Annotated in this window: 20 protein-coding genes; 10 read left to right on the top strand and 10 right to left on the bottom strand. The window is 75.2% G+C overall.

The window, feature by feature from the left end; all coding sequences use genetic code 11:
* Window positions 1-38 precede the first annotated feature (38 nt).
* Window positions 39-854 carry a nuclease-related domain-containing protein gene (locus D1781_RS09300; RefSeq protein WP_119482042.1) on the top strand — a complete coding sequence of 272 codons (816 nt, stop codon included), beginning with the start codon at window positions 39-41 and terminating at the stop codon, window positions 852-854.
* On the opposite strand, the gene D1781_RS09295 is transcribed toward D1781_RS09300, so the two are convergent.
* Window positions 793-1,413, bottom strand: coding sequence for an antibiotic biosynthesis monooxygenase (locus tag D1781_RS09295; RefSeq protein ID WP_119482041.1), 621 nt, complete (start codon window positions 1,411-1,413; stop codon window positions 793-795). The genes D1781_RS09300 and D1781_RS09295 overlap by 62 nt on opposite strands.
* 66 nt (window positions 1,414-1,479) lie before the next feature.
* On the opposite strand from D1781_RS09295, the gene D1781_RS09290 reads away from it, so the two are divergent.
* Window positions 1,480-2,160, top strand: coding sequence for an RraA family protein (locus D1781_RS09290; RefSeq protein WP_119482040.1), 681 nt, complete (start codon window positions 1,480-1,482; stop codon window positions 2,158-2,160).
* On the opposite strand, the gene D1781_RS09285 is transcribed toward D1781_RS09290, so the two are convergent.
* Window positions 2,157-3,107 (bottom strand): NYN domain-containing protein, encoded by a 951-nt coding sequence (locus D1781_RS09285; protein WP_233551227.1) that lies wholly within the window; start codon window positions 3,105-3,107, stop codon window positions 2,157-2,159. The two genes, D1781_RS09290 and D1781_RS09285, sit on opposite strands and share 4 nt — an antisense overlap.
* Window positions 3,108-3,141: 34 nt before the next feature.
* Here D1781_RS09285 and D1781_RS09280 point away from each other — a divergent pair, with 34 nt between their 5' ends.
* Window positions 3,142-3,921 (top strand): glycosyltransferase family 2 protein, encoded by a 780-nt coding sequence (locus tag D1781_RS09280; RefSeq protein ID WP_158590043.1) that lies wholly within the window; start codon window positions 3,142-3,144, stop codon window positions 3,919-3,921.
* A complete protein-coding gene (locus tag D1781_RS09275; RefSeq protein ID WP_119482038.1) occupies window positions 3,918-4,220 on the top strand; it encodes a hypothetical protein in 303 nt (100 codons plus the stop codon). The genes D1781_RS09280 and D1781_RS09275 overlap by 4 nt, the downstream gene beginning before the upstream one ends.
* Window positions 4,221-4,227: 7 nt before the next feature.
* Here D1781_RS09275 and D1781_RS09270 read toward each other — a convergent pair whose 3' ends face one another.
* Genes D1781_RS09270 through D1781_RS17515 form a run of 4 tightly spaced genes read right to left on the bottom strand, consistent with a single transcriptional unit; the run spans window position 4,228 to window position 8,067 of the window.
* Window positions 4,228-5,592, bottom strand: a complete 1,365-nt coding sequence (locus D1781_RS09270; protein ID WP_119482037.1) for an amidohydrolase family protein — start codon at window positions 5,590-5,592, stop codon at window positions 4,228-4,230.
* Window positions 5,593-5,651: 59 nt separating this feature from the next.
* The gene (locus tag D1781_RS09265) at window positions 5,652-5,840 is read right to left on the bottom strand and encodes a hypothetical protein (RefSeq protein ID WP_158590042.1); all 189 of its coding nucleotides are present in this window, start codon (window positions 5,838-5,840) and stop codon (window positions 5,652-5,654) included.
* A gap of 47 nt (window positions 5,841-5,887) precedes the next feature.
* Window positions 5,888-6,964 (bottom strand): glycoside hydrolase family 25 domain-containing protein, encoded by a 1,077-nt coding sequence (locus D1781_RS09260; protein WP_119482036.1) that lies wholly within the window; start codon window positions 6,962-6,964, stop codon window positions 5,888-5,890.
* Window positions 6,952-8,067 carry a glycoside hydrolase family 25 domain-containing protein gene (locus tag D1781_RS17515; RefSeq protein WP_158590041.1) on the bottom strand — a complete coding sequence of 372 codons (1,116 nt, stop codon included), beginning with the start codon at window positions 8,065-8,067 and terminating at the stop codon, window positions 6,952-6,954. Before D1781_RS17515 ends, D1781_RS09260 begins: the two co-directional genes overlap by 13 nt.
* Before the next feature lie 109 nt (window positions 8,068-8,176).
* On the opposite strand from D1781_RS17515, the gene D1781_RS09250 reads away from it, so the two are divergent.
* Genes D1781_RS09250 through D1781_RS09240 form a run of 3 tightly spaced genes read left to right on the top strand, consistent with a single transcriptional unit; the run spans window position 8,177 to window position 10,477 of the window.
* Window positions 8,177-9,334 (top strand): inorganic phosphate transporter, encoded by a 1,158-nt coding sequence (locus D1781_RS09250; protein WP_233551225.1) that lies wholly within the window; start codon window positions 8,177-8,179, stop codon window positions 9,332-9,334.
* Window positions 9,331-9,603, top strand: coding sequence for a hypothetical protein (locus tag D1781_RS09245; protein WP_119482035.1), 273 nt, complete (start codon window positions 9,331-9,333; stop codon window positions 9,601-9,603). The genes D1781_RS09250 and D1781_RS09245 overlap by 4 nt, the downstream gene beginning before the upstream one ends.
* Window positions 9,604-9,643: 40 nt before the next feature.
* A complete protein-coding gene (locus D1781_RS09240; RefSeq protein WP_119482034.1) occupies window positions 9,644-10,477 on the top strand; it encodes an SDR family oxidoreductase in 834 nt (277 codons plus the stop codon).
* Between the two features lie 67 nt (window positions 10,478-10,544).
* On the opposite strand, the gene D1781_RS09235 is transcribed toward D1781_RS09240, so the two are convergent.
* Window positions 10,545-11,657: an acetate/propionate family kinase gene (locus D1781_RS09235; RefSeq protein ID WP_119482033.1), complete on the bottom strand. Its 1,113-nt coding sequence runs from the start codon at window positions 11,655-11,657 to the stop codon at window positions 10,545-10,547.
* Window positions 11,654-13,762: a phosphate acetyltransferase gene (pta, locus tag D1781_RS09230; protein ID WP_119482032.1), complete on the bottom strand. Its 2,109-nt coding sequence runs from the start codon at window positions 13,760-13,762 to the stop codon at window positions 11,654-11,656. Before pta ends, D1781_RS09235 begins: the two co-directional genes overlap by 4 nt.
* 58 nt (window positions 13,763-13,820) lie before the next feature.
* On the opposite strand from pta, the gene D1781_RS09225 reads away from it, so the two are divergent.
* Both D1781_RS09225 and D1781_RS09220 read left to right on the top strand, forming a co-directional pair.
* Window positions 13,821-14,291: a nucleoside deaminase gene (locus tag D1781_RS09225; RefSeq protein WP_233551223.1), complete on the top strand. Its 471-nt coding sequence runs from the start codon at window positions 13,821-13,823 to the stop codon at window positions 14,289-14,291.
* Window positions 14,292-14,385: 94 nt separating this feature from the next.
* Window positions 14,386-15,306: a J domain-containing protein gene (locus D1781_RS09220; RefSeq protein WP_119482030.1), complete on the top strand. Its 921-nt coding sequence runs from the start codon at window positions 14,386-14,388 to the stop codon at window positions 15,304-15,306.
* Window positions 15,307-15,423: 117 nt separating this feature from the next.
* Here D1781_RS09220 and D1781_RS09215 read toward each other — a convergent pair whose 3' ends face one another.
* Complete coding sequence (locus tag D1781_RS09215) at window positions 15,424-16,230, bottom strand: SDR family oxidoreductase (protein ID WP_119482029.1); 807 nt, start codon at window positions 16,228-16,230, stop codon at window positions 15,424-15,426.
* Between the two features lie 80 nt (window positions 16,231-16,310).
* The gene (locus tag D1781_RS09210; protein ID WP_119482028.1) at window positions 16,311-16,580 is read right to left on the bottom strand and encodes an acylphosphatase; all 270 of its coding nucleotides are present in this window, start codon (window positions 16,578-16,580) and stop codon (window positions 16,311-16,313) included.
* Between the two features lie 47 nt (window positions 16,581-16,627).
* Here D1781_RS09210 and D1781_RS09205 point away from each other — a divergent pair, with 47 nt between their 5' ends.
* Window positions 16,628-17,056: a DUF1810 domain-containing protein gene (locus D1781_RS09205; protein WP_119482027.1), complete on the top strand. Its 429-nt coding sequence runs from the start codon at window positions 16,628-16,630 to the stop codon at window positions 17,054-17,056.
* Window positions 17,057-17,103 lie beyond the last annotated feature (47 nt).

Genomic DNA, 17,103 nt, shown 5'->3' with positions numbered 1-17,103 from the left:
TCTGCAGGGGAGGGCACCGCCCTCCCTACGGTCGGAGGATGACCCAGACCGCCGCACCCACGGCCGCTCCCGCTGCGATGCGCGACCGCGTCCCCGCTCAGGCCCTGCTCGAGCAGGTGCTGCTCCGCCAGGCCGCGGCCCGGCCCCGGACGCGGCTCGAGCGCCTCGTCGGCCGCGACCCGATCGAGCCCGAGGCCCGGTCCTGGTACGCGGGCGCGACGGGGGAGCGCACGGTCGCCGCGCGCCTCACCGGGCTGCCCGCCGGCTGGACGGTCCTGCACTCGCTGCCCGTGGGCCGCAACGGCGCGGACATCGACCACCTCGTCGTCGGGCCGGGCGGCGTCTTCACCGTCAACACGAAGCACCACGTGGACGCGTCCGTGTGGGTCGCCGGCCGCACCGTGCTCGTCGCGGGCGCCTCGACGCCCATTGTGCAGAAGGCGGAGGCGGAGGCGCGCCGCATCGACCGCATCGTCGCCGGCGTGCTGGCCGACCCGCCCGCGGTCCGGCCCGTCGTCGCCGTCGTCGGCGCGAAGCGCCTCACGGTCCGCCGGGCGCCGCAGAGCGTCGTCGTGCTCCGCGCGGAGCACCTGCGCCGCTTCCTGCGCTCGCAGCCCGAGCGCCTCGCCCCGGTCGAGGTCGCCGCGCTGGTCCGCGCGTTCGACGACCCGTCGACCTGGCTGCCGACAGCGGAGGCCGGCCCCGAGCTGCTCCTCGCCTTCTCCCGGCTCCAGCGCGAGGCCCGCGCCGCCGCCCGGGTCCGCACGGGCTGGGCGCTCGGCCTGCTCGGCCTCACCGCCGCCGGGTCGTCCGCGATCGTCCTCCCGGGCCTGCTGACGCTCCTCGGCGCCTGACCCCGCTGCCGAGCAGCCACGGGCGCAGCGCCCGCGTGACGAGCGGCAGCAGCAGGTAGGTCATGAGCGGCGTCGCGATCACCACCGTGATCAGCACGCGCAGCCACAGCTCGAGCCCGCCGATCAGCGGAGCCCCGAAGAACTGGATCGCGAGGCTCAGCGGGTAGAAGACGAGGAAGATGCTCACCATCTGCTTCCACCGCGGGGGAGCGGGCGGCGGGGCGTCCGCGACGACGACGTCGCTGGGGGTGTCGAACCAGCCCTCGATGCCGGTGCGGCGCTCGCTGCGCGCGTCCTCGGCGATGCCCGCGGCGCTCGCCACCCACCAGGCGCGCTCGGCGGAGGCCTCCCACGCCGTGAGGGTCGCGGCGTCCTGGAAGCGGTACAGCATGTGCCAGTGGTCGCTGGCCGGATCGGGGCGGATCCAGCCGGAGCCGAGGTAGCCGGGCATCCCGGTCAGCAGCTCCTGGCCGCTCTTCGCCCACGCCTGCGCCTCGCGCGCCCGGTCGGGCGGCACGCGACGGGTGACGGAGACGGTGATCGGGGCGCTCGAGCTCACCCCTCCAGGGTGCCGCCTCCGCGGACCGCGCTGCGACGCGCGGCGGTCGCGTGCCAGGCTGCGGACATGGACCTCGACGGGCTGACGACGGCGCACGTGGCGGACGGCTGCCTCCGGGTCGGGGTGCCGGTGCGCTGCGGACCCGCCGGGATGCGGCCGATCGCGGAAGGGACCGCGTTCGCCGGTCCCGCCGCCCCGGCGCTGCACCTCGGCAGCGTCGACCGCCTGCTCGAGGCGATCGACGCCGCCGCGCCCGGCGACGTGCTCGTCGTCGACAACGCGGGCCGGCTCGACGAGGCGTGCCTCGGCGACCTGCTGGTGCTCGAGGCGGCCGGCGCCGGGCTCGCGGGCGTCGTCGTCTGGGGCCTCCACCGCGACACCGGCGACCTGCGCCGCATCGGCCTGCCGCTGCTGAGCGTCGGCGCGCTGCCCACCGGCCCGCTGCCGCACCACGAGCGGGAGCAGCGCGACGACGTCCGCGTGGGGGAGTGGCCCGTCGCCGCCGGCGACCTCGTGGTCGCGGACGACGACGGGGTCGTGCTCGTCGACGCGGCGTCGGCCGAGGCCGTGCTCGCGGCCGCCCGCGGCATCCGGGACGCGGAGCGGGCGCAGGCCGAGCGGATCGCGGGCGGCGCCTCCCTCCGCGGGCAGCTGCGGTTCGCCGACTACCTCGCGCGGCGCGAGACGGACCCGTCGTGGACGTTCCGGCGGCACCTGCGCGAGGTCGGCGGCGAGATCGAGGTCTAGCCCTTCAGCCGCACCAGGCGCGCGGTGCTGCTCTCGTCCAGGTCGACGAGCTCGCCGCGGGAGCGGAGGAAGTCGGAGAACGACCGGTAGCCGAGGCGGCGCTCGCTGAACGACGGGTCGAGCCGCTTCATCTGCTCCTTCACCTGCGAGTTGTGCAGCCAGTCCGCGTCGTCGCCGCCGCGGTCGTGGCCGAGGCGGAGGGCGCGCTGCAGCAGCGCCGTCGCGCCGACCTGCGGGTCCTCCTCGTCCTCGTCCTCGGCCTCCTCCACCGGCTGCTCCGGCTCGGGCTCCGGCGACTTCGCGCGCCGCGACGGGCGCTTCGCCTTCGGCTCCGCCTGCGCCGGCGGCGCGACCTCCTTCGCGCCCGGCAGCGCGTCGTAGGTGACGAGCTCGTCGCAGGCGGCGGCGAGGGCGCGGCTCGTGGACCCGGCCACGCCGACGGCGATGACGTACCGGCCGAGGCGCTTGCAGCGCTGCGCGAGGGCGATGTAGTCGGAGTCGCCGGCGACGATCACGACGTGGGTGAGGTCGGGCAGCCGGAACATGTCCTCGACCGCGTCGACCGCGAGCCGGATGTCGGCGCCGTTCTTCCCGTACGCGGCGGCGGGGAAGAGCTGCACCAGGTCGACCGCGCGGCCGACGAGCTGGCCCCGGTACCGCGCGTTGACGGGCGCCGACCAGTCCGCGTAGGCGCGGGTGAGCACCAGGGTGCCGAAGCTCGAGGCGAAGTCGATCGCGGCGCCGAGGTCGACGGTGGCGGCCTCGAGGCGCTGCGCGAACTCCTCCTCGCTCAGGGTGCCCGCAGCGGCGCGCTGGCGGTCGCGCTGGAAGTCGCCGCGGCCGTGCACCTCGTCGTAGCGCGAGATGACGATGTTGTCGAAGTCGATGTAGACCGCGACGCGGCCGGCCGTGGGAGCGGGGATGGCTTCCTCCAAGGTGTCGGCCACCCATTCTTCCGCCCGGCGCGGTTGAATGGCTCACGTGACCCCGCCCCGGATCTCCGTGGTCGTCCCGGTTCGCGACGACGCGCCCTACCTGGGCCTGTGCCTCGAGGCCCTGGCGCGGCAGGACGTGCTGCCCCACGAGGTCCTCGTCATCGACAACGGCATGAGCCGCGAGACCGCGCTCGTCGCCCGGGCGGCGGGGGCGACGGTCGTGCCGGAGACGATGCCCGGCCTCGCCGCGGCGGCCGCGCGCGGGTACGACGCCGCGACCGGCGACCTCATCGCGCGCCTCGACTCGGACGCGATGGCGCCGATGAACTGGCTGCGGGAGATCCGCGGCGCCTTCGCGGTCGACCCGGGGCTCGACGCGGTCACGGGGCGCGGCGTGTTCGCGGACCTGAGCCCGGCGCGGCGCATCGTCGCGTCCGCGGGCTACCACGGCGTCTACTACGGGTTCTTCGGCATCGCGCTCGGGCAGGTCCCGCTGCACGGCTCGAACTTCGCGATGCGGCGTGCGGTGTGGGAGGAGGTCCGCGCGGACGTCCACCGCTCCGACCCCGGCGTGCACGACGACCTCGACCTGACGATGCGGCTCGGCCGCACGCGGCGGGTCCGGTTCGAGCCCCGCCTCGCCGTCGCGGTCTCGACGCGCGCCATCTCCTCCATCCCGCGGCTCGCGACCGGCGTCAAGCGCACCGGCCACACGATGCGGATGAACGCCGACCGCCTGCGCGAGACCCGCGCCGGGCGCCTCGTCGGCACCGGCTTCGGCATCGGCCCGCTCGGCTCGCTGCTGCCGAAGCGCCTCCACCCGTGAGCGGCGTGCAACAGCCCCGCGGGCGGCTCGTCGTGCTCGACCCCGACGGCCCGCGGCCGAACGGCTTCGCGGTCGCGTCGCTCGTGCTCGGGATCGTCGGGCTCGCCGTCGGCGTCATCCCGCTGTTCATCGGCCTGCTGCTGAGCTTCCTCCCGACGGTCCTCGCGATCCTCTTCGGGCTGATCGGGCTCGCCCGCACGTCCAGCCGCCGCTCCGGCTTCGTGCCCGCGCTCGTCGGCACGCTGCTCGGCAGCCTGACGGCGTTCCTCTGGACGACCGGCTACGGCGTCGTCTGGTAGCCCGCACTCACGCCGGCTGCCCCCACTGCGCCGCGACGGCGGGCATGCGGCGGTGGACCTCCTCCACCGCGCGCGCCGCGAGCGGATTCGTCGAGACGCCGTCCTCCGCCGCGAGCTCGCCGCCGATGTAGACCCGCGTGAGGTTGCGCAGCGAGGTCGACAGCACGTAGTTGCGGACCGGGTGCCAGAGCGGCCCCATGTCCGGGCGGCGCGGGTCGACGACGAGGAAGTCGGCGTACTTGCCGACCTCGAGGCTGCCGACGCGGTCCGCGACGCCGAGCACCTCCGCGGAGCCGAGCGTCGCCATGCGCAGCACGTCCTCGGGCAGGGCCGACGCCGGGTCGCCCGTCGCGGCGCGCACCGCGTAGATGCCCATCCGCATGTTCTGCCACGGGTCGGAGACGTCGGTGCAGGCCTGGTCGTCGAGGCCGATGCCGATCGGCATGCCAGCGGCGCGGATCGCGGGGATGTCCGCGGTGCCGGAGGCGAGCCGGCCGTTGGAGGCGGGCTGCCACGACATCCGCGCACCGCCGGCCGCGGCCTCCGCGATGATCTCCGGCGTCGTCTGGATGAAGTGCCCGAAGATCAGGCCGAGCTCGAGCGCGCCGGCGTCGCGGTACCGGGCGAACTTCGAGCGCTGCAGCTCGACCTCCTCCCGCGTCTCGAGGAAGTGCGCCTCGTTCAGCACCCCGTAGCGCCGCATCGCGGCGACCTCGAGCTCCGCGGCGTTCGGCCGCGGCGACCACTGGACGGCGCCCATGATCGCGGCGCCGAGCGCGAGGTCGGGGTCGAGCGAGCGCACGTGGTCGACCATCAGGCCGAACCGGTCGAGCACCTCCTCGTCGGTCCCGACGGCGTCGTCGAGGCTCGCGGCGTTGATGAACCGGAGCCCCGCGTCGTGCTTCGCGTCGATCTGCCGCAGCTGCTGCTCGATCGGCCGGAGCGCGCCCGCGCCGCTCTTCGCGCCGTCCACCATCGGCTCCCACGGGATGCGCGGGTCGGTGAAGTCGAACGCGGTCGTCGTGCCGTTCGCGATGAAGTCGAGCGAGCCGTGCAGCGAGCTCCAGTAGTAGTCCTCGGGGGAGGCGTGGCTCATCAACCCGAGCATGGAGTCGCACCACCCGTAGAGCGTCGAGTCGACGCCGAGGCCGCGGGCGCCGCTCGTGAAGAGGTGGCTGTGCGCGGAGACGAAGCCGGGCGCGACGAACGCCCCGTCGACGTCGAGCACCTCGGCGCCCGGCACCTCCGGCGCCTCGCCCGCGCCGATCGCGGTGATGCGGCCCTCGTCGACCCGCATCCAGCCGTGCTCGACGTACCCGTCCCCGTCGCCCGCGACGGTGATGAGGCGGGCGTGGACCACGAGCAGCGTCATGCCGCGCAGTCAAGCCGACGGATGTTTCGCCGGCTTTTCGGGCTCGCGTCCTGGTCGGCTCAGGCCTGGCCGGAGTCGTCGGCCGCCTCGGCCTCCTCGCCGGTGAGCTCCGGGTCGGTCGCGGGGATGCGCTCCTCGCTCGCGAGCGCCTCGTCGACCGGCTGGGAGACGGGCGGCTCGGCCTGCTCGATGAGGTCGCCCTCGTCGGCGCGCAGGTCGTCGGCCGGATCGGTGCCCTGGATGTCCATGCCGGGATCCTCGCAGCGCGGCCCGACCGCCCGGTGGGAGGGTCCGCTCAGCGGGCGACGCGGTGCGACGCGCTTGTCCTCACGACGCGGCTGTACCCGTTCTCCGTCGCCGTGACGACGACCGCGATGCGGTGCCCGCGGTCGGCCCGCTTCACCGTGTACTTCGCGTGGGTGGCCTTCGCGATCGGCTTGCCGTCGCGGGTCCAGCGGTAGGCGAGGTGCACGGCGCCTGGGGCCCAGGTGCCGGGCTTCGCGGTGAGCTTCGCCCCCTTCCGGTAGTGCCCGAAGATCTTCGGCTTCGGCGACTTCGAGAAGGTGCCGCACGCGACGTCGCGGTCGAGGTGCGCCGCGTCGTCCTTCCACTGCGCGAGGGTCACGCGCCCGCCGGTCAGCGGCGCCATCGAGCAGGCGCGGAGCGCGGCGCCCTGGTCCGCGGCGCCCGCGATCCAGAACGGCAGCTTCCAGAGCCGGCTCGACCTCGGCACCGAGCCGATGAGGTCGCCGAGCTCGCCCTTCAGCGAGTACAGCCCGACCGGCTTCCCCAGCTGGGCGAACGCGGCCGCCATTCCCTCGAGCGCGGCGCGGTTCCGGGTCTTCGACGTGCTCCAGCTGTTCGCCGTCTCGACGTCGAGCCACCAGCGACCGACGGGGCCCGTCACCCCGTTGGCCGCGAGTCGCGTGACGTCGTCCCGGGCGATGGAGGCGCCGTAGATCCACGAGCAGGCGCGCGACGCACCGCCGCTGCACTTCCCGTAGGGCGACTTCATCCGGTGGCCGTCGAAGGTCACGTCGCCGGTCGGCCAGCTCGCGGCCTCCTTCGGCGACGGGTTCTGCGTGTTGACGTAGACGTCGAGCCGGGCGTGCCCCGTCCCCGGCGTGCTCGCCGCGTAGGCGAGCTGCGCGGCGAGGCACGGGTTGTCGGTGCGCCCCAGGCCCTCGTTGATCCCGACGATCGCGAACGCCGCGGGCTCGAGCACCTGGGCGCAGTTCGGGTAGGAGACGTCGATCCCGACGGGCCTCGGCGGGGCAGTCGCCGCGTTCGCGGCCTGCGGCGTCAGGACCGCGGCGAGCAGACCGGCCGTCACGGCGAGCGCGAGCGGCGCCCTCCTCGTCAGATGCCCCATTGCGCGATCCGTCCCGGTGTCAGCTGCGGTGCGACGGACGGCTGCGTCACCACGACGGGGTCGCTCGTCAGGGTCAGGGGCGGCGCACCGAGGCGGCTGCCGGTGACGCGGACGGCGACGGCCGCACCCGCGTCCTCCGGGGCCACCGTGTACGCGCCCGTGGTCGCCCCGTCGATCGGCGCGCCGTCGCGGGTCCACTGGTAGTCGAAGTGCAGGTCGAACGGGCCCCACCCGGTGAGCCGGACGCCCAGGTGCTCGCCGACCTCGCCGGCGCCGTCGATCTCGGGCGTCGTGCCGGCCACGCCGACGCCGCAGGCGATGTCGTGGTCCTGGTCGTCCTGGACCCACTGCACCATGCGGATCCGGCCGCCGGGGGTGAAGGGCCGCGCGCCGCAGTTCGCGAGGGCGCCGCCCTTCGTCGTCGCACCGGCGATCCAGCTCGGGGCGCCGGCGAGCGCGACGGACGGGGTGCCGTCGCCGACGATGAGGCGCCACTGCCGCGGCGTCGAGTAGACGCCGACCTCGGCGCCGGCGTCGCGGATCGCGGCCGCCATGCCCTCGATCGAGGCGAGGTTCGCGTCGCGGTCCCAGCTCCAGGAGTTCATGGTCTCGACGTCGAGCCACCACGTGCGGTCGGCGGCCGAGACGACGCCGCGGGCGTGCAGGTCGTCGACGCCGATCGAGTAGCCGTAGACGTAGGCGCAGGCGGCGTTCTCCGCGCCGGTGCAGCGGCCCTGCGGGTTGACGACGGGCGAGCCGGTCCGGGTGAGGTCGGCCGCCGGCCACCAGTCGCCGAGGTGGCCCGGGTTCGCGGTGTTGACGTAGACGTCGGCGAGCCGCGGGCTCCCGTCGGCCGCCGGGACGTCGCCCCACAGCAGCTGGTCGGCGAGGCACGGGTTCGAGGTGGTGCCGGTGCCCGCGTTGACGCCGACGACGGCGATGTCGCCCCGGACCGGCAGCTCGCGGCCGCACTGGGGGTAGGAGACGTCGTGGCCGGTCGCGGTCGTCGTGCGCACCGGCCCGTCGGCGTGGGCCGCGGGCGCCGCGCCGACCGTGAGGGCCGCCGCGACCGCGGCGGTCGCGAGCACGGTCCAGCGACGCATCGGGCCAGTATGGAGGCGGACCTCGAGCCCGTCGCGTCACTCCGACGGCGCGTCCGGCTCGCCGCTACGCTCTCCCGGTGCCGATGACGACGACCGCCGAGGCGGGCTCGTGAACGAGGCGGTCGCGCTGGTCGTGCTCGTGATCGTGTTCGCGCTCGTGTTCGACTTCACGAACGGGTTCCACGACACCGCGAACGCGATGGCGACGCCGATCGCGACCGGGGCGCTGAAGCCCCGGACGGCGGTCGCGATCGCCGCCGTGCTGAACCTGATCGGCGCGTTCCTCTCGACCGAGGTCGCGAAGACGATCTCGGGCGGCCTCCTCACCGAGGGGGAGGGCGCGAGCGTCAGCGCGGGCATCGTCTTCGCCGGCCTGATCGGCGCGATCGTCTGGAACCTGACGACCTGGTACCTCGGCCTCCCGTCCTCGTCGAGCCACGCGCTGTTCGGCGGCCTCGTCGGCGCCGCGATCGTCGGGGCCGGCTTCGGAGCGGTGGACTACGGGGTGCTGCTCGGGAAGGTGATCATCCCGGCCGTGCTCGCGCCCTTCACGGCGGCCCTCGTCGCGTTCGCCGCGACGCGGGCGGCGTACGCGATCACGCGACGGCAGAACGAGCCCGACGGCCGCCGCGTGTTCCGGGTCGGGCAGATCTTCTCCTCCTCGCTCGTCGCGCTCGCGCACGGCACGAACGACGCGCAGAAGACGATGGGCGTGATCACGCTCACCCTCGTCGCCGCGGGGCTGCAGCCCGCGGGCAGCCGCCCCGAGCTGTGGGTCGTCGTGGCCTGCGCGCTCGCGATCGCGCTCGGCACCTACTCCGGCGGCTGGCGGATCATCAAGACCCTGGGCACGGGCCTGACCGCGGTGAAGCCCGCGCAGGGCTTCGCGGCGGAGGTCAGCACCGCGGCGACCATCCTGTCGTCGAGCACGGTCGGCTTCGCCCTCTCCACCACGCACGTGGCCTCCGGGTCCGTGATCGGCTCCGGCCTCGGCCGGCGCCGCCGCGAGGTCCGCTGGGGCACCGCGCGCCGCATCGTGACCGGCTGGCTCTTCACGCTGCCCGGCGCCGCGGTCGTCGGCGCGATCGCCGCCCTGATCGCCGGGCTCGGCGTCGCCGGCATCGTGATCGACGCGCTGCTCGGGGTCGGGTTCATGGTCGCCGTGTTCCTCCGGGCCCGCCCGGAGCGCGTCGACGCGTCCAGCCTCGAGGCCGAGGTCGCCGCCGCGGGCGCGGTGGTGCGCAAGCGGAGGGAGACCCGGTCATGACCGCCATCGACTGGCCCGCGTTCCTGCTGGTGCTCGTGACGGCCCTCGTGTCGGCCCTCGTCACCGTGTCGCTCTTCGCCGTCGGCGTGCGCCTGCTCGCGACGCCGGCCCCCGGCATCGCGGTGGGCGACGCGGACGGCGACGACGGGGAGGACGACCCGACGACCCCGGCGTCGACCCGCCCGCCGTCGGCGACCGCGGGCGCCGTGGTCGCCTTCGTGGTCGCCGCGGCGGTCGCGGTGCTCGGCGTCGCCCTCATCATCCACTGAGCCGGGAATGCCCGGCCGCTCCGGGCGGCTTGCACCGGGCATGACCACCATCGGCATCACCGGCGCGACCGGGCACATCGGCGGCACGGCCGCCCGCATCCTCGGCGACCGGGTCGGACGCGTCGTCGTCCGGAACGCGGCGCGCGCCCCTCGGCTGCCGGGCGACCCCGAGGTGCGCGAGGCCGAGTACGCGGACGGCACGGCGATGCGCGCGGCGCTCGCCGGGGTCGACGTGCTGCTGCTGGTGTCCGGGGCGGAGGCGCAGGACCGCCTCGAGCAGCACCGCACCGCCGTCCGCGCGGCGGCGGAGGCCGGGGTGCGGCACGTCGTCTACACGAGCTTCGACGGCGCCGCGCCCGACGCGGACTTCACCCTCGGCCGCGACCACTGGCACACGGAGGAGGCGATCCGCGCGAGCGGGATGCGCTGGACCTTTCTGCGCGACAGCTTCTACCTCGACTTCTTCCCGCTGTTCGCGGGGGAGGACGGCGTCATCGCCGGGCCGGCCGGCGACGGGCGGGTCGCGGCGGTCGCGCGGGCCGACGTCGCCGAGGTCGCGGCCGCCGTGCTCGCCGACCCGGCCGCGCACGAGGACGCGACCTACCGCCTGACCGGCCCGGAGCCGGTGTCGTTCCCGGAGGCGGCGGAGCGGATGACGGCCGCGCTCGGGCGCCCGTTCCGCTTCGCGGACCAGACGCTCGAGGAGGCGTACGCCTCCCGTCGCGCCCTCACCGGGGAGCAGTGGCAGCTCGACGCCTGGGTCAGCACCTACACGGCGATCGGCAGCGACGAGCTCGCGGCGCCGTCGGACGACGTCGCGCGCCTCACCGGCCACGCGCCCCGCACCCTCCAGGACGCGCTCCTCGGCCGCTAGCGGGGCCCTCCGCCGCAGATCCCGCCGAGCGCTCGGCGGGATCTGCAGCGGGCCGCCCCGCCGGCGGTCAGACGACCTCGGCGGTCTGGCGCGCGATCTCGAACTCCTCGTTCGTCGGCACGACGAGCACCGCGACGGGGGAGTCGTCCGTCGAGATCCGGCGGGCCTCCTTCGACGCGACCTCGTTCCGGTCGGGGTCGACGACCAGGCCGAGGTGGGCGAGCGGCTCGAGCGTCCTGCGGCGCAGCAGCGAGTTGTTCTCGCCGACGCCCGCGGTGAAGACGAGGGCGTCGAGCCCGCCGAGCTCGGCCACGTAGGCGCCGATGTAGTGGCGGAGGCGGTGGCGGTAGACGGCGAGCGCCTCCTCCGCCGCCTCGTCGCCGTCCGCGGCGGCGGCCTGCACGTCGCGCATGTCGCCCCGGCCGGTCAGGCCCTTGAGCCCGCTCGAGCGGTTCAGCATCGTCTCGATCTCGTCGAAGCCCATCCCTGCCTGCCGGTGCAGGTGGAAGATCGCCGCGGGGTCGATGTCGCCGGAGCGCGTGCCCATCACCAGGCCCTCGAGCGGCGTCATCCCCATCGACGTGTCGACGGAGCGGCCGTCCCGGACGGCGCAGGCGGAGGCCCCGTTGCCGAGGTGGAGCACGATGATCCGGGACCCCTCGAGCGGGATGCCGAGGAACGCCGCCGCGGCGCGGGACACGTACTGGTGCGACGTGCCGTGGAAGCCGTAGCGCCGCACCTGGTGCTCGCGGGCGAGGTCCGCCGGGATCGCGTAGGTGGCCGCGGCGGTCGGGATGGTGCGGTGGAAGGCGGTGTCGAACACCGCGACCTGCGGCACGTCGAGCACCGCCTCCGCGGCGCGGATGCCCTGCAGGTTCGCGGGGTTGTGCAGCGGCGCGAGCGCGGACAGGTCGTCGATCGCCTGCTCGACGTCCGGGGTGATCACGGTGGCGCGGTCGAAGCGGTCCCCGCCGTGCACGACGCGGTGCCCGACCGCGGAGGGCGCGGGCTTCCCCTCGATGTCGTCGAGCGCCCGCCGCACCGCGGCCTCGTGGTCGGGCACGCCGCCGTCCTCGCCGATCCGCTCCACCGTGCCGGAGGCGTGCACCTCGCCGGACTCCGGGTCGACGAGCTGGTACTTCAGCGACGACGAGCCGGCGTTCAGCACGAAGACGGTCATCGCGCCGCCTCCTGCCGCGCGGGCTGCGCCTGCGCCTGGATGGCGGTGATCGCCACCGTGTTGACGATGTCGCGCACGAGCGCCCCTCTCGACAGGTCGTTGATCGGCTTGTTCAGCCCCTGCAGCACCGGCCCGATCGCCAGCGCGTTCGAGGACCGCTGCACGGCCTTGTAGGTGTTGTTGCCCGTGTTGAGGTCCGGGAACACGAACACCGTCGCGCGGCCGGCGACCGCGGAGCCCGGCATCTTCGCCGCCGCGACCTGCGGGTCGGCCGCGGCGTCGTACTGGATGGGCCCCTCGACGAGCAGCTCGGGCGCGCGCTCGCGGACGAGGGCGGTCGCGGCGCGCACCTTCTCGACGTCCGCGCCGCTGCCGGAGCTGCCCGTCGAGTAGGAGAGCATCGCGACCCGCGGCTCGATGCCGAACTGCTCGGCGGTGCCGGCGGCGGACACCGCGATGTCGGCGAGCTGCTCGCTCGTCGGGTCCGGGATCACCGCGCAGTCGCCGTAGACGAGCACCCGGTCCGCGAGGGCCATGAGGAACACGCTCGAGACGACGGAGACGCCGGGCGCCGTCTTGATCAGCTCGAACGCGGGACGGATCGTGTGCGCGGTCGTGTGCGCGGCGCCGGAGACCATGCCGTCCGCGAGGCCCTCGTGCACCATGAGCGTGCCGAAGTAGGAGACGTCGGTGACGGTGTCCCGCGCCATCTCGAGCGAGACGCCCTTGTGCGCCCGCTCCCGCGCGTACACCTCGGCGAACCGCTCGCGGAGCGCGCTCGTGACCGGGTTCACCACCTGCGCCCGGCCGAGGTCGATGCCGAGCCCCAGCGCCCGGGAGCGCACCTGCACCTCGTTCCCGAGGATCGTGAGCTCCGCGATGTCGCGGGCGAGGACGATGCCCGCCGCCTCGAGGATCCGGTCGTCGTCGCCCTCCGGCAGCACGATCCGGCGGCGGCGCTCGCGCGCCCGGGCGAGCAGGCCGTACTCGAACATGAGCGGCGTGACGACGGCGGAGGCGTGGAGGTCGAGCGCGTCGAGCAGCCGGTCGGCGTCGACGTGCTCCTCGAACAGCGCGAGCGCGGCCGCGGCCTTCTGCGGCGACTCCGCCGCGAGGGTGCTGCGCACCGCGGAGACGGCGGCGATGGTCTCGTAGGTGCCGAGCGCGGTCCGCGCGACGGGCAGCGAGATCTGCAGGCCGTCGATCAGCCGGCCGACGTTCGGCGGCAGGTCGAACCCGCCGGAGAGCAGCAGGCCGGTCAGCGACGGGAACGTCTTCGAGCCGTGCGCGAGCAGCACGCCGAGCACCGTGTCGACGCGGTCGCCCGGCACGACGACGAGCGCGCCCTCGACGAGCCGCGGCAGCACGTTCTCGAGCGTCATCGCCGCGACGACGATGCCCGAGACGGTGCGCTCGGTGAGCGCCGGGTCCCCGGCGACGAGCTGCGCGTCCGCCGCGGCGAGCACGCCGCGCAGCGCGGGGGCGACGAGCGCCGGGTCCTCCGGGATCACGGAGACGGGCACGCCGTCCGGCAGGAGGGGCGCGAGGCCGGCCGCGACCGCGTCGAGCGCCGCCGGGTCGGCCCGGTTCACGACGACGCCGACGAGCTCGGCGTGCTCGGAGCGGAACTCGCCGAGCGCGATCTCGGCCACCTGCTCGACCTCGTGCGCGGAGCGGCCCTCCCGGCCGTCGGAGCGGCGGCCGCCGAGCACGAGCAGGACGGGCGCACCGAGGTTGGCGGCGACCCGGGCGTTGAACGACAGCTCGGTCGGCGTCCCGACGTCCGTGTAGTCGCTGCCGACCACGAGCACGGCGTCGCAGCGGTCGGCGACGGCGCGGAACCGCTCGACGATCGTCGCGAGCGCCGCCTCCTGGTCGTGGTGCACCGCCTCGTAGGTGGTGCCGACCGCCTCCTCCCGGGACACGTCCGCGGTCGCCCGCGCGAGCAGCAGGTCCAGCACGTAGTCGCCGTCCGACCCGCGGCTCACCGGGCGGTACACGCCGACCCGGCCGACGCGGCGGGCGAGCGCCTCCACCAGCCCGAGCGCGACGGCGGACTTGCCGGTGTGGCCCTCCACCGAGGCCAGGTAGATGGTCCGAGGCATGGGCCCGAGCGTAGGGAGTGCCGCTGTGCGTCGTCCGCCCCTCCGCTACCGTTCGGGCGTGGACACGGAGGCGCTGCTGCGGCGCGCGATCGAGCTGGCGGACGCGGCCCGGGCGCGCGGCGACCACCCCTTCGGCGCGCTGCTCGCCGACGTCGACGGCGGGATCCTGCTCGAGGCCGGCAACACCGTCGGGACCACCCGCGACGTGACCGGGCACGCGGAGACGAACCTCGTCTCCGCCGCGACCCGTCGCTTCGGCACCGACGGGCTCCGGCGCACGACGCTCGTCACGAGCTGCGAGCCGTGCGCGATGTGCTCGGGCGCGATCTACTGGTCCGGCATCGGCGCGGTCGTGTACGGCCTGTCCGAGCGCGGGCTGCTCGCGCTGACCGGCGACGACCCCGAGAACCCGACCCTCGACCTGCCGTGCCGCGTGGTGCTGTCGGCCGGCCAGCGGGAGGTCGCGGTCACCGGCCCGCTGCTCGAGGAGGAGGCCGCGGCCTCCCACGCCGGCTTCTGGCGCTCCTGACCTCCACGGATCAGGCCCGCTCCGCGGCACGCCGCTCTTCGGGGCGCCGGGTACGGTGTGTCGCCGAATCCGGCCTGATCCGTGAAGAGAGCGAATGACCGACAGCCCCATGTCCGCCTCGCCGTACGAGGTGCTCGGCGTCCCGGCGAGCGCGTCGGACGAGGACCTGCGGCGCGCCTACCGCCGCCTGCTCCGCGAGACGCACCCGGACACCGGCGGGGACCCGCAGCGGTTCATCGCGGTGCAGGCCGCGTGGGAGCGGATCGGCAGCCCCGACGCCCGCGCGCAGTACGACCGCGGGCGCTCGCCGGTCGGGGAGCCGGCGTCATGGGCGCCGTCCGGCCCGTCGCGCGCCGAGCGGCCGGCGTCCACCCGGCCCGGCGCGCGCACCTACGGCCACCCGGGCGGCTGGCGCCGCGAGCGCTACCTGACCCTGCTGCGGGAGTGGGTCGGCCTCGGCGAGACGATCCCCGACCCCTACGACCCGGTGCTCGTGCGGCGGGCGCCGCGCGAGATCCGGCACCTGCTCGCGGACGCGCTCGCGGAGGAGGAGACCGCACGCCGGCTCGCCACGCTCGGCATCGGCTACACCGTCTGGCACGACGTCGCCGCCGGCGGTCCCGACGAGAAGATCGACCACGTCGTGCTCGGGCCGACCGGCCTGTTCGCGATCCAGTCGGAGGACTTCGGCGCCCCGCTCGGCATCCGCCGGGGCGAGCTGGTCGGGGAGGCGCTCGCGGGGGAGCGGCCGATGCACGAGCTCGCCGTCCGCGCGAAGGCGGTGGCGCGGTCGGCCCGCGTGAAGTTCACCGGCCTCCTGCTCGTCCTGCCCGACGAGCACCTGCCGACCCCCGCGGAGTCGCTCGGCTCGTCCCGCGGGGCCGAGCAGGTCGTGCTGCGGGCATCCGTGCTGCTGACGGCCCTGCGCGACGGCCTCCCGGACGCGCGGCCGGTCGGCGGGAACGAGATCTTCGAGGTCCGCACCCGCCTCCAGGCCGCGGTCCGCTTCGCCTGACCCGCCCCCTTCGCGGATCCGCAGATCCTCCGCGGATCCGCAGGAACCGCCCGACACGCCGGGCGTCGGGCATCCGGAGGCGGCGTGTCGGCCGAGAACTGCGGATCCGCGAACGCGTCAGCCGGCGTCGCGCCAGTCGTCGCTCGTGATGTGCGAGCCGCCCTGCGGCCCCATCTGGAGCATGCCGCCGTCGACGGGCCAGGAGGCGCCGGTCACGTAGCTCGCGGCGGGGGAGGCGAGGAAGGCCACGACGGCCGCGATCTCGTGCGCGCTGCCCGGGCGGCCGAGCGGCACGCCGGGGCGGCGGACCTCGGTGGGGTCCTGGTCCTCCATCCCCGTCATCGGCGTCGCGATCTCGCCGGGGGCGACCGCGTTCACCGTGATGCCGTGACGGCCGAGCTCGAGGGCCGCCGTCTTCACGAGCCCGCCGAGGCCGTGCTTCGCGGCGTCGTAGGCGGAGGAGCCGACCCGCGGCTGGTGCTCGTGCACGCTCGTGATCGCGATGATGCGCCCGCCGTTCCCCGCCTCGACCATCCGCTGCGCGGCCCGCTGGATGAGCACGAACGGTCCGTCGAGGTCGACGGAGACCGTGTGCCGCCACTGGTCGAGCGTCATCTCGAGCAGCGGCGCGTTGTCGCCGGTGCCGCCGTTGTTGACGTAGACGTCGAGACCGCCGAGCCGGTCGGCGAGGTCGTCCAGCACCCGCGCCGCGGTCTCCAGGTGACCGGCGTCGAGGCGGGCCACCTCCGCGCGGCGACCGAGCGCGCGCACCTCCTCGGCGGTGGACGCCGCCTGCTCCTCCTCGTGGTCCTGCACCCAGGTGATGCCGACGTCCATGCCGGCACTCGCGAGGGCCACGGCGGTGGCCCTCCCGATGCCCGAGTCGGAGCCGGTCACGATCGCGAAGCGGGGTTCGAACGCCATGCGGGCAGCCTCCGCGTCGCGCCTCGGCGCGCGACGGGCGCCCGCTGCACGCGGGCTCGGAGGGGCCTGCGCAGGCGGTGTCAGCGCGTGATCTCGAAGCCGTCCACGTCGATGGGCTCCACCGGCTCCGCGTCGACGTCGGCGACCTGCGCGAACCGCGGGCCGTGCTCGAGCCAGGACGCGAACTCGTCCATCGCGGCGCGCTCGCCCTGCGCGAGGATCTCCACAGCGCCGTCCGTGCGGTTCCGCACCCGGCCGACGACGCCGAGCCGCTCGGCCTCGCCCTGCGCGGCCCAGCGGAAGCCGACGCCCTGCACGCGGCCGGTCACCGTGAAGCGCCTCGCGATCATCACGGGGTCAACGCTAGTTCTCAGACCACCGGTCGTACCGTGCGCGGATGCCGCTCGATCCCTTCGACCTCGGCCGGTTCCGACTCGCGCAGGACGCCCACGGCACGTACGGCGCCGCGCTGGCCGCGCTGCGCGCCGGCCGCAAGACCACCCACTGGATGTGGTTCGTGTTCCCGCAGATCGCGGGCCTCGGCCGCAGCTCGACCGCGGCGCACTTCGCGATCCGGTCGCTCGACGAGGCGCGCGCCTACCTGGCCGACGACGTGCTCGGCGCCCGTCTGCTGGAGGCGTCGGAGGCCGCCGCCGGCGCGCCCGCCGAGTCGGCGGTCGGGCTGCTCGGCGACGTCGACGCCGCGAAGCTGCGCTCCTCCATGACCCTGTTCGCGCGGACGGCGCCCGAGGAGCCGGTGTTCCGGCGGGTGCTGGAGCGCTGGTTCGACGGCGAGGAGGATCCGGCGACGCTCGCGCGGCTCTGAGCGCCGTCGCCTGCGCCGCGTAGCCTCCTGTCCGGATCCGAACGCCG

It is taken from the genome of Amnibacterium setariae (genome assembly GCF_003581425.1).
Lineage (GTDB): Bacteria > Actinomycetota > Actinomycetes > Actinomycetales > Microbacteriaceae > Amnibacterium > Amnibacterium setariae.
This window is presented reverse-complemented; position numbering and strand designations above follow the sequence as displayed.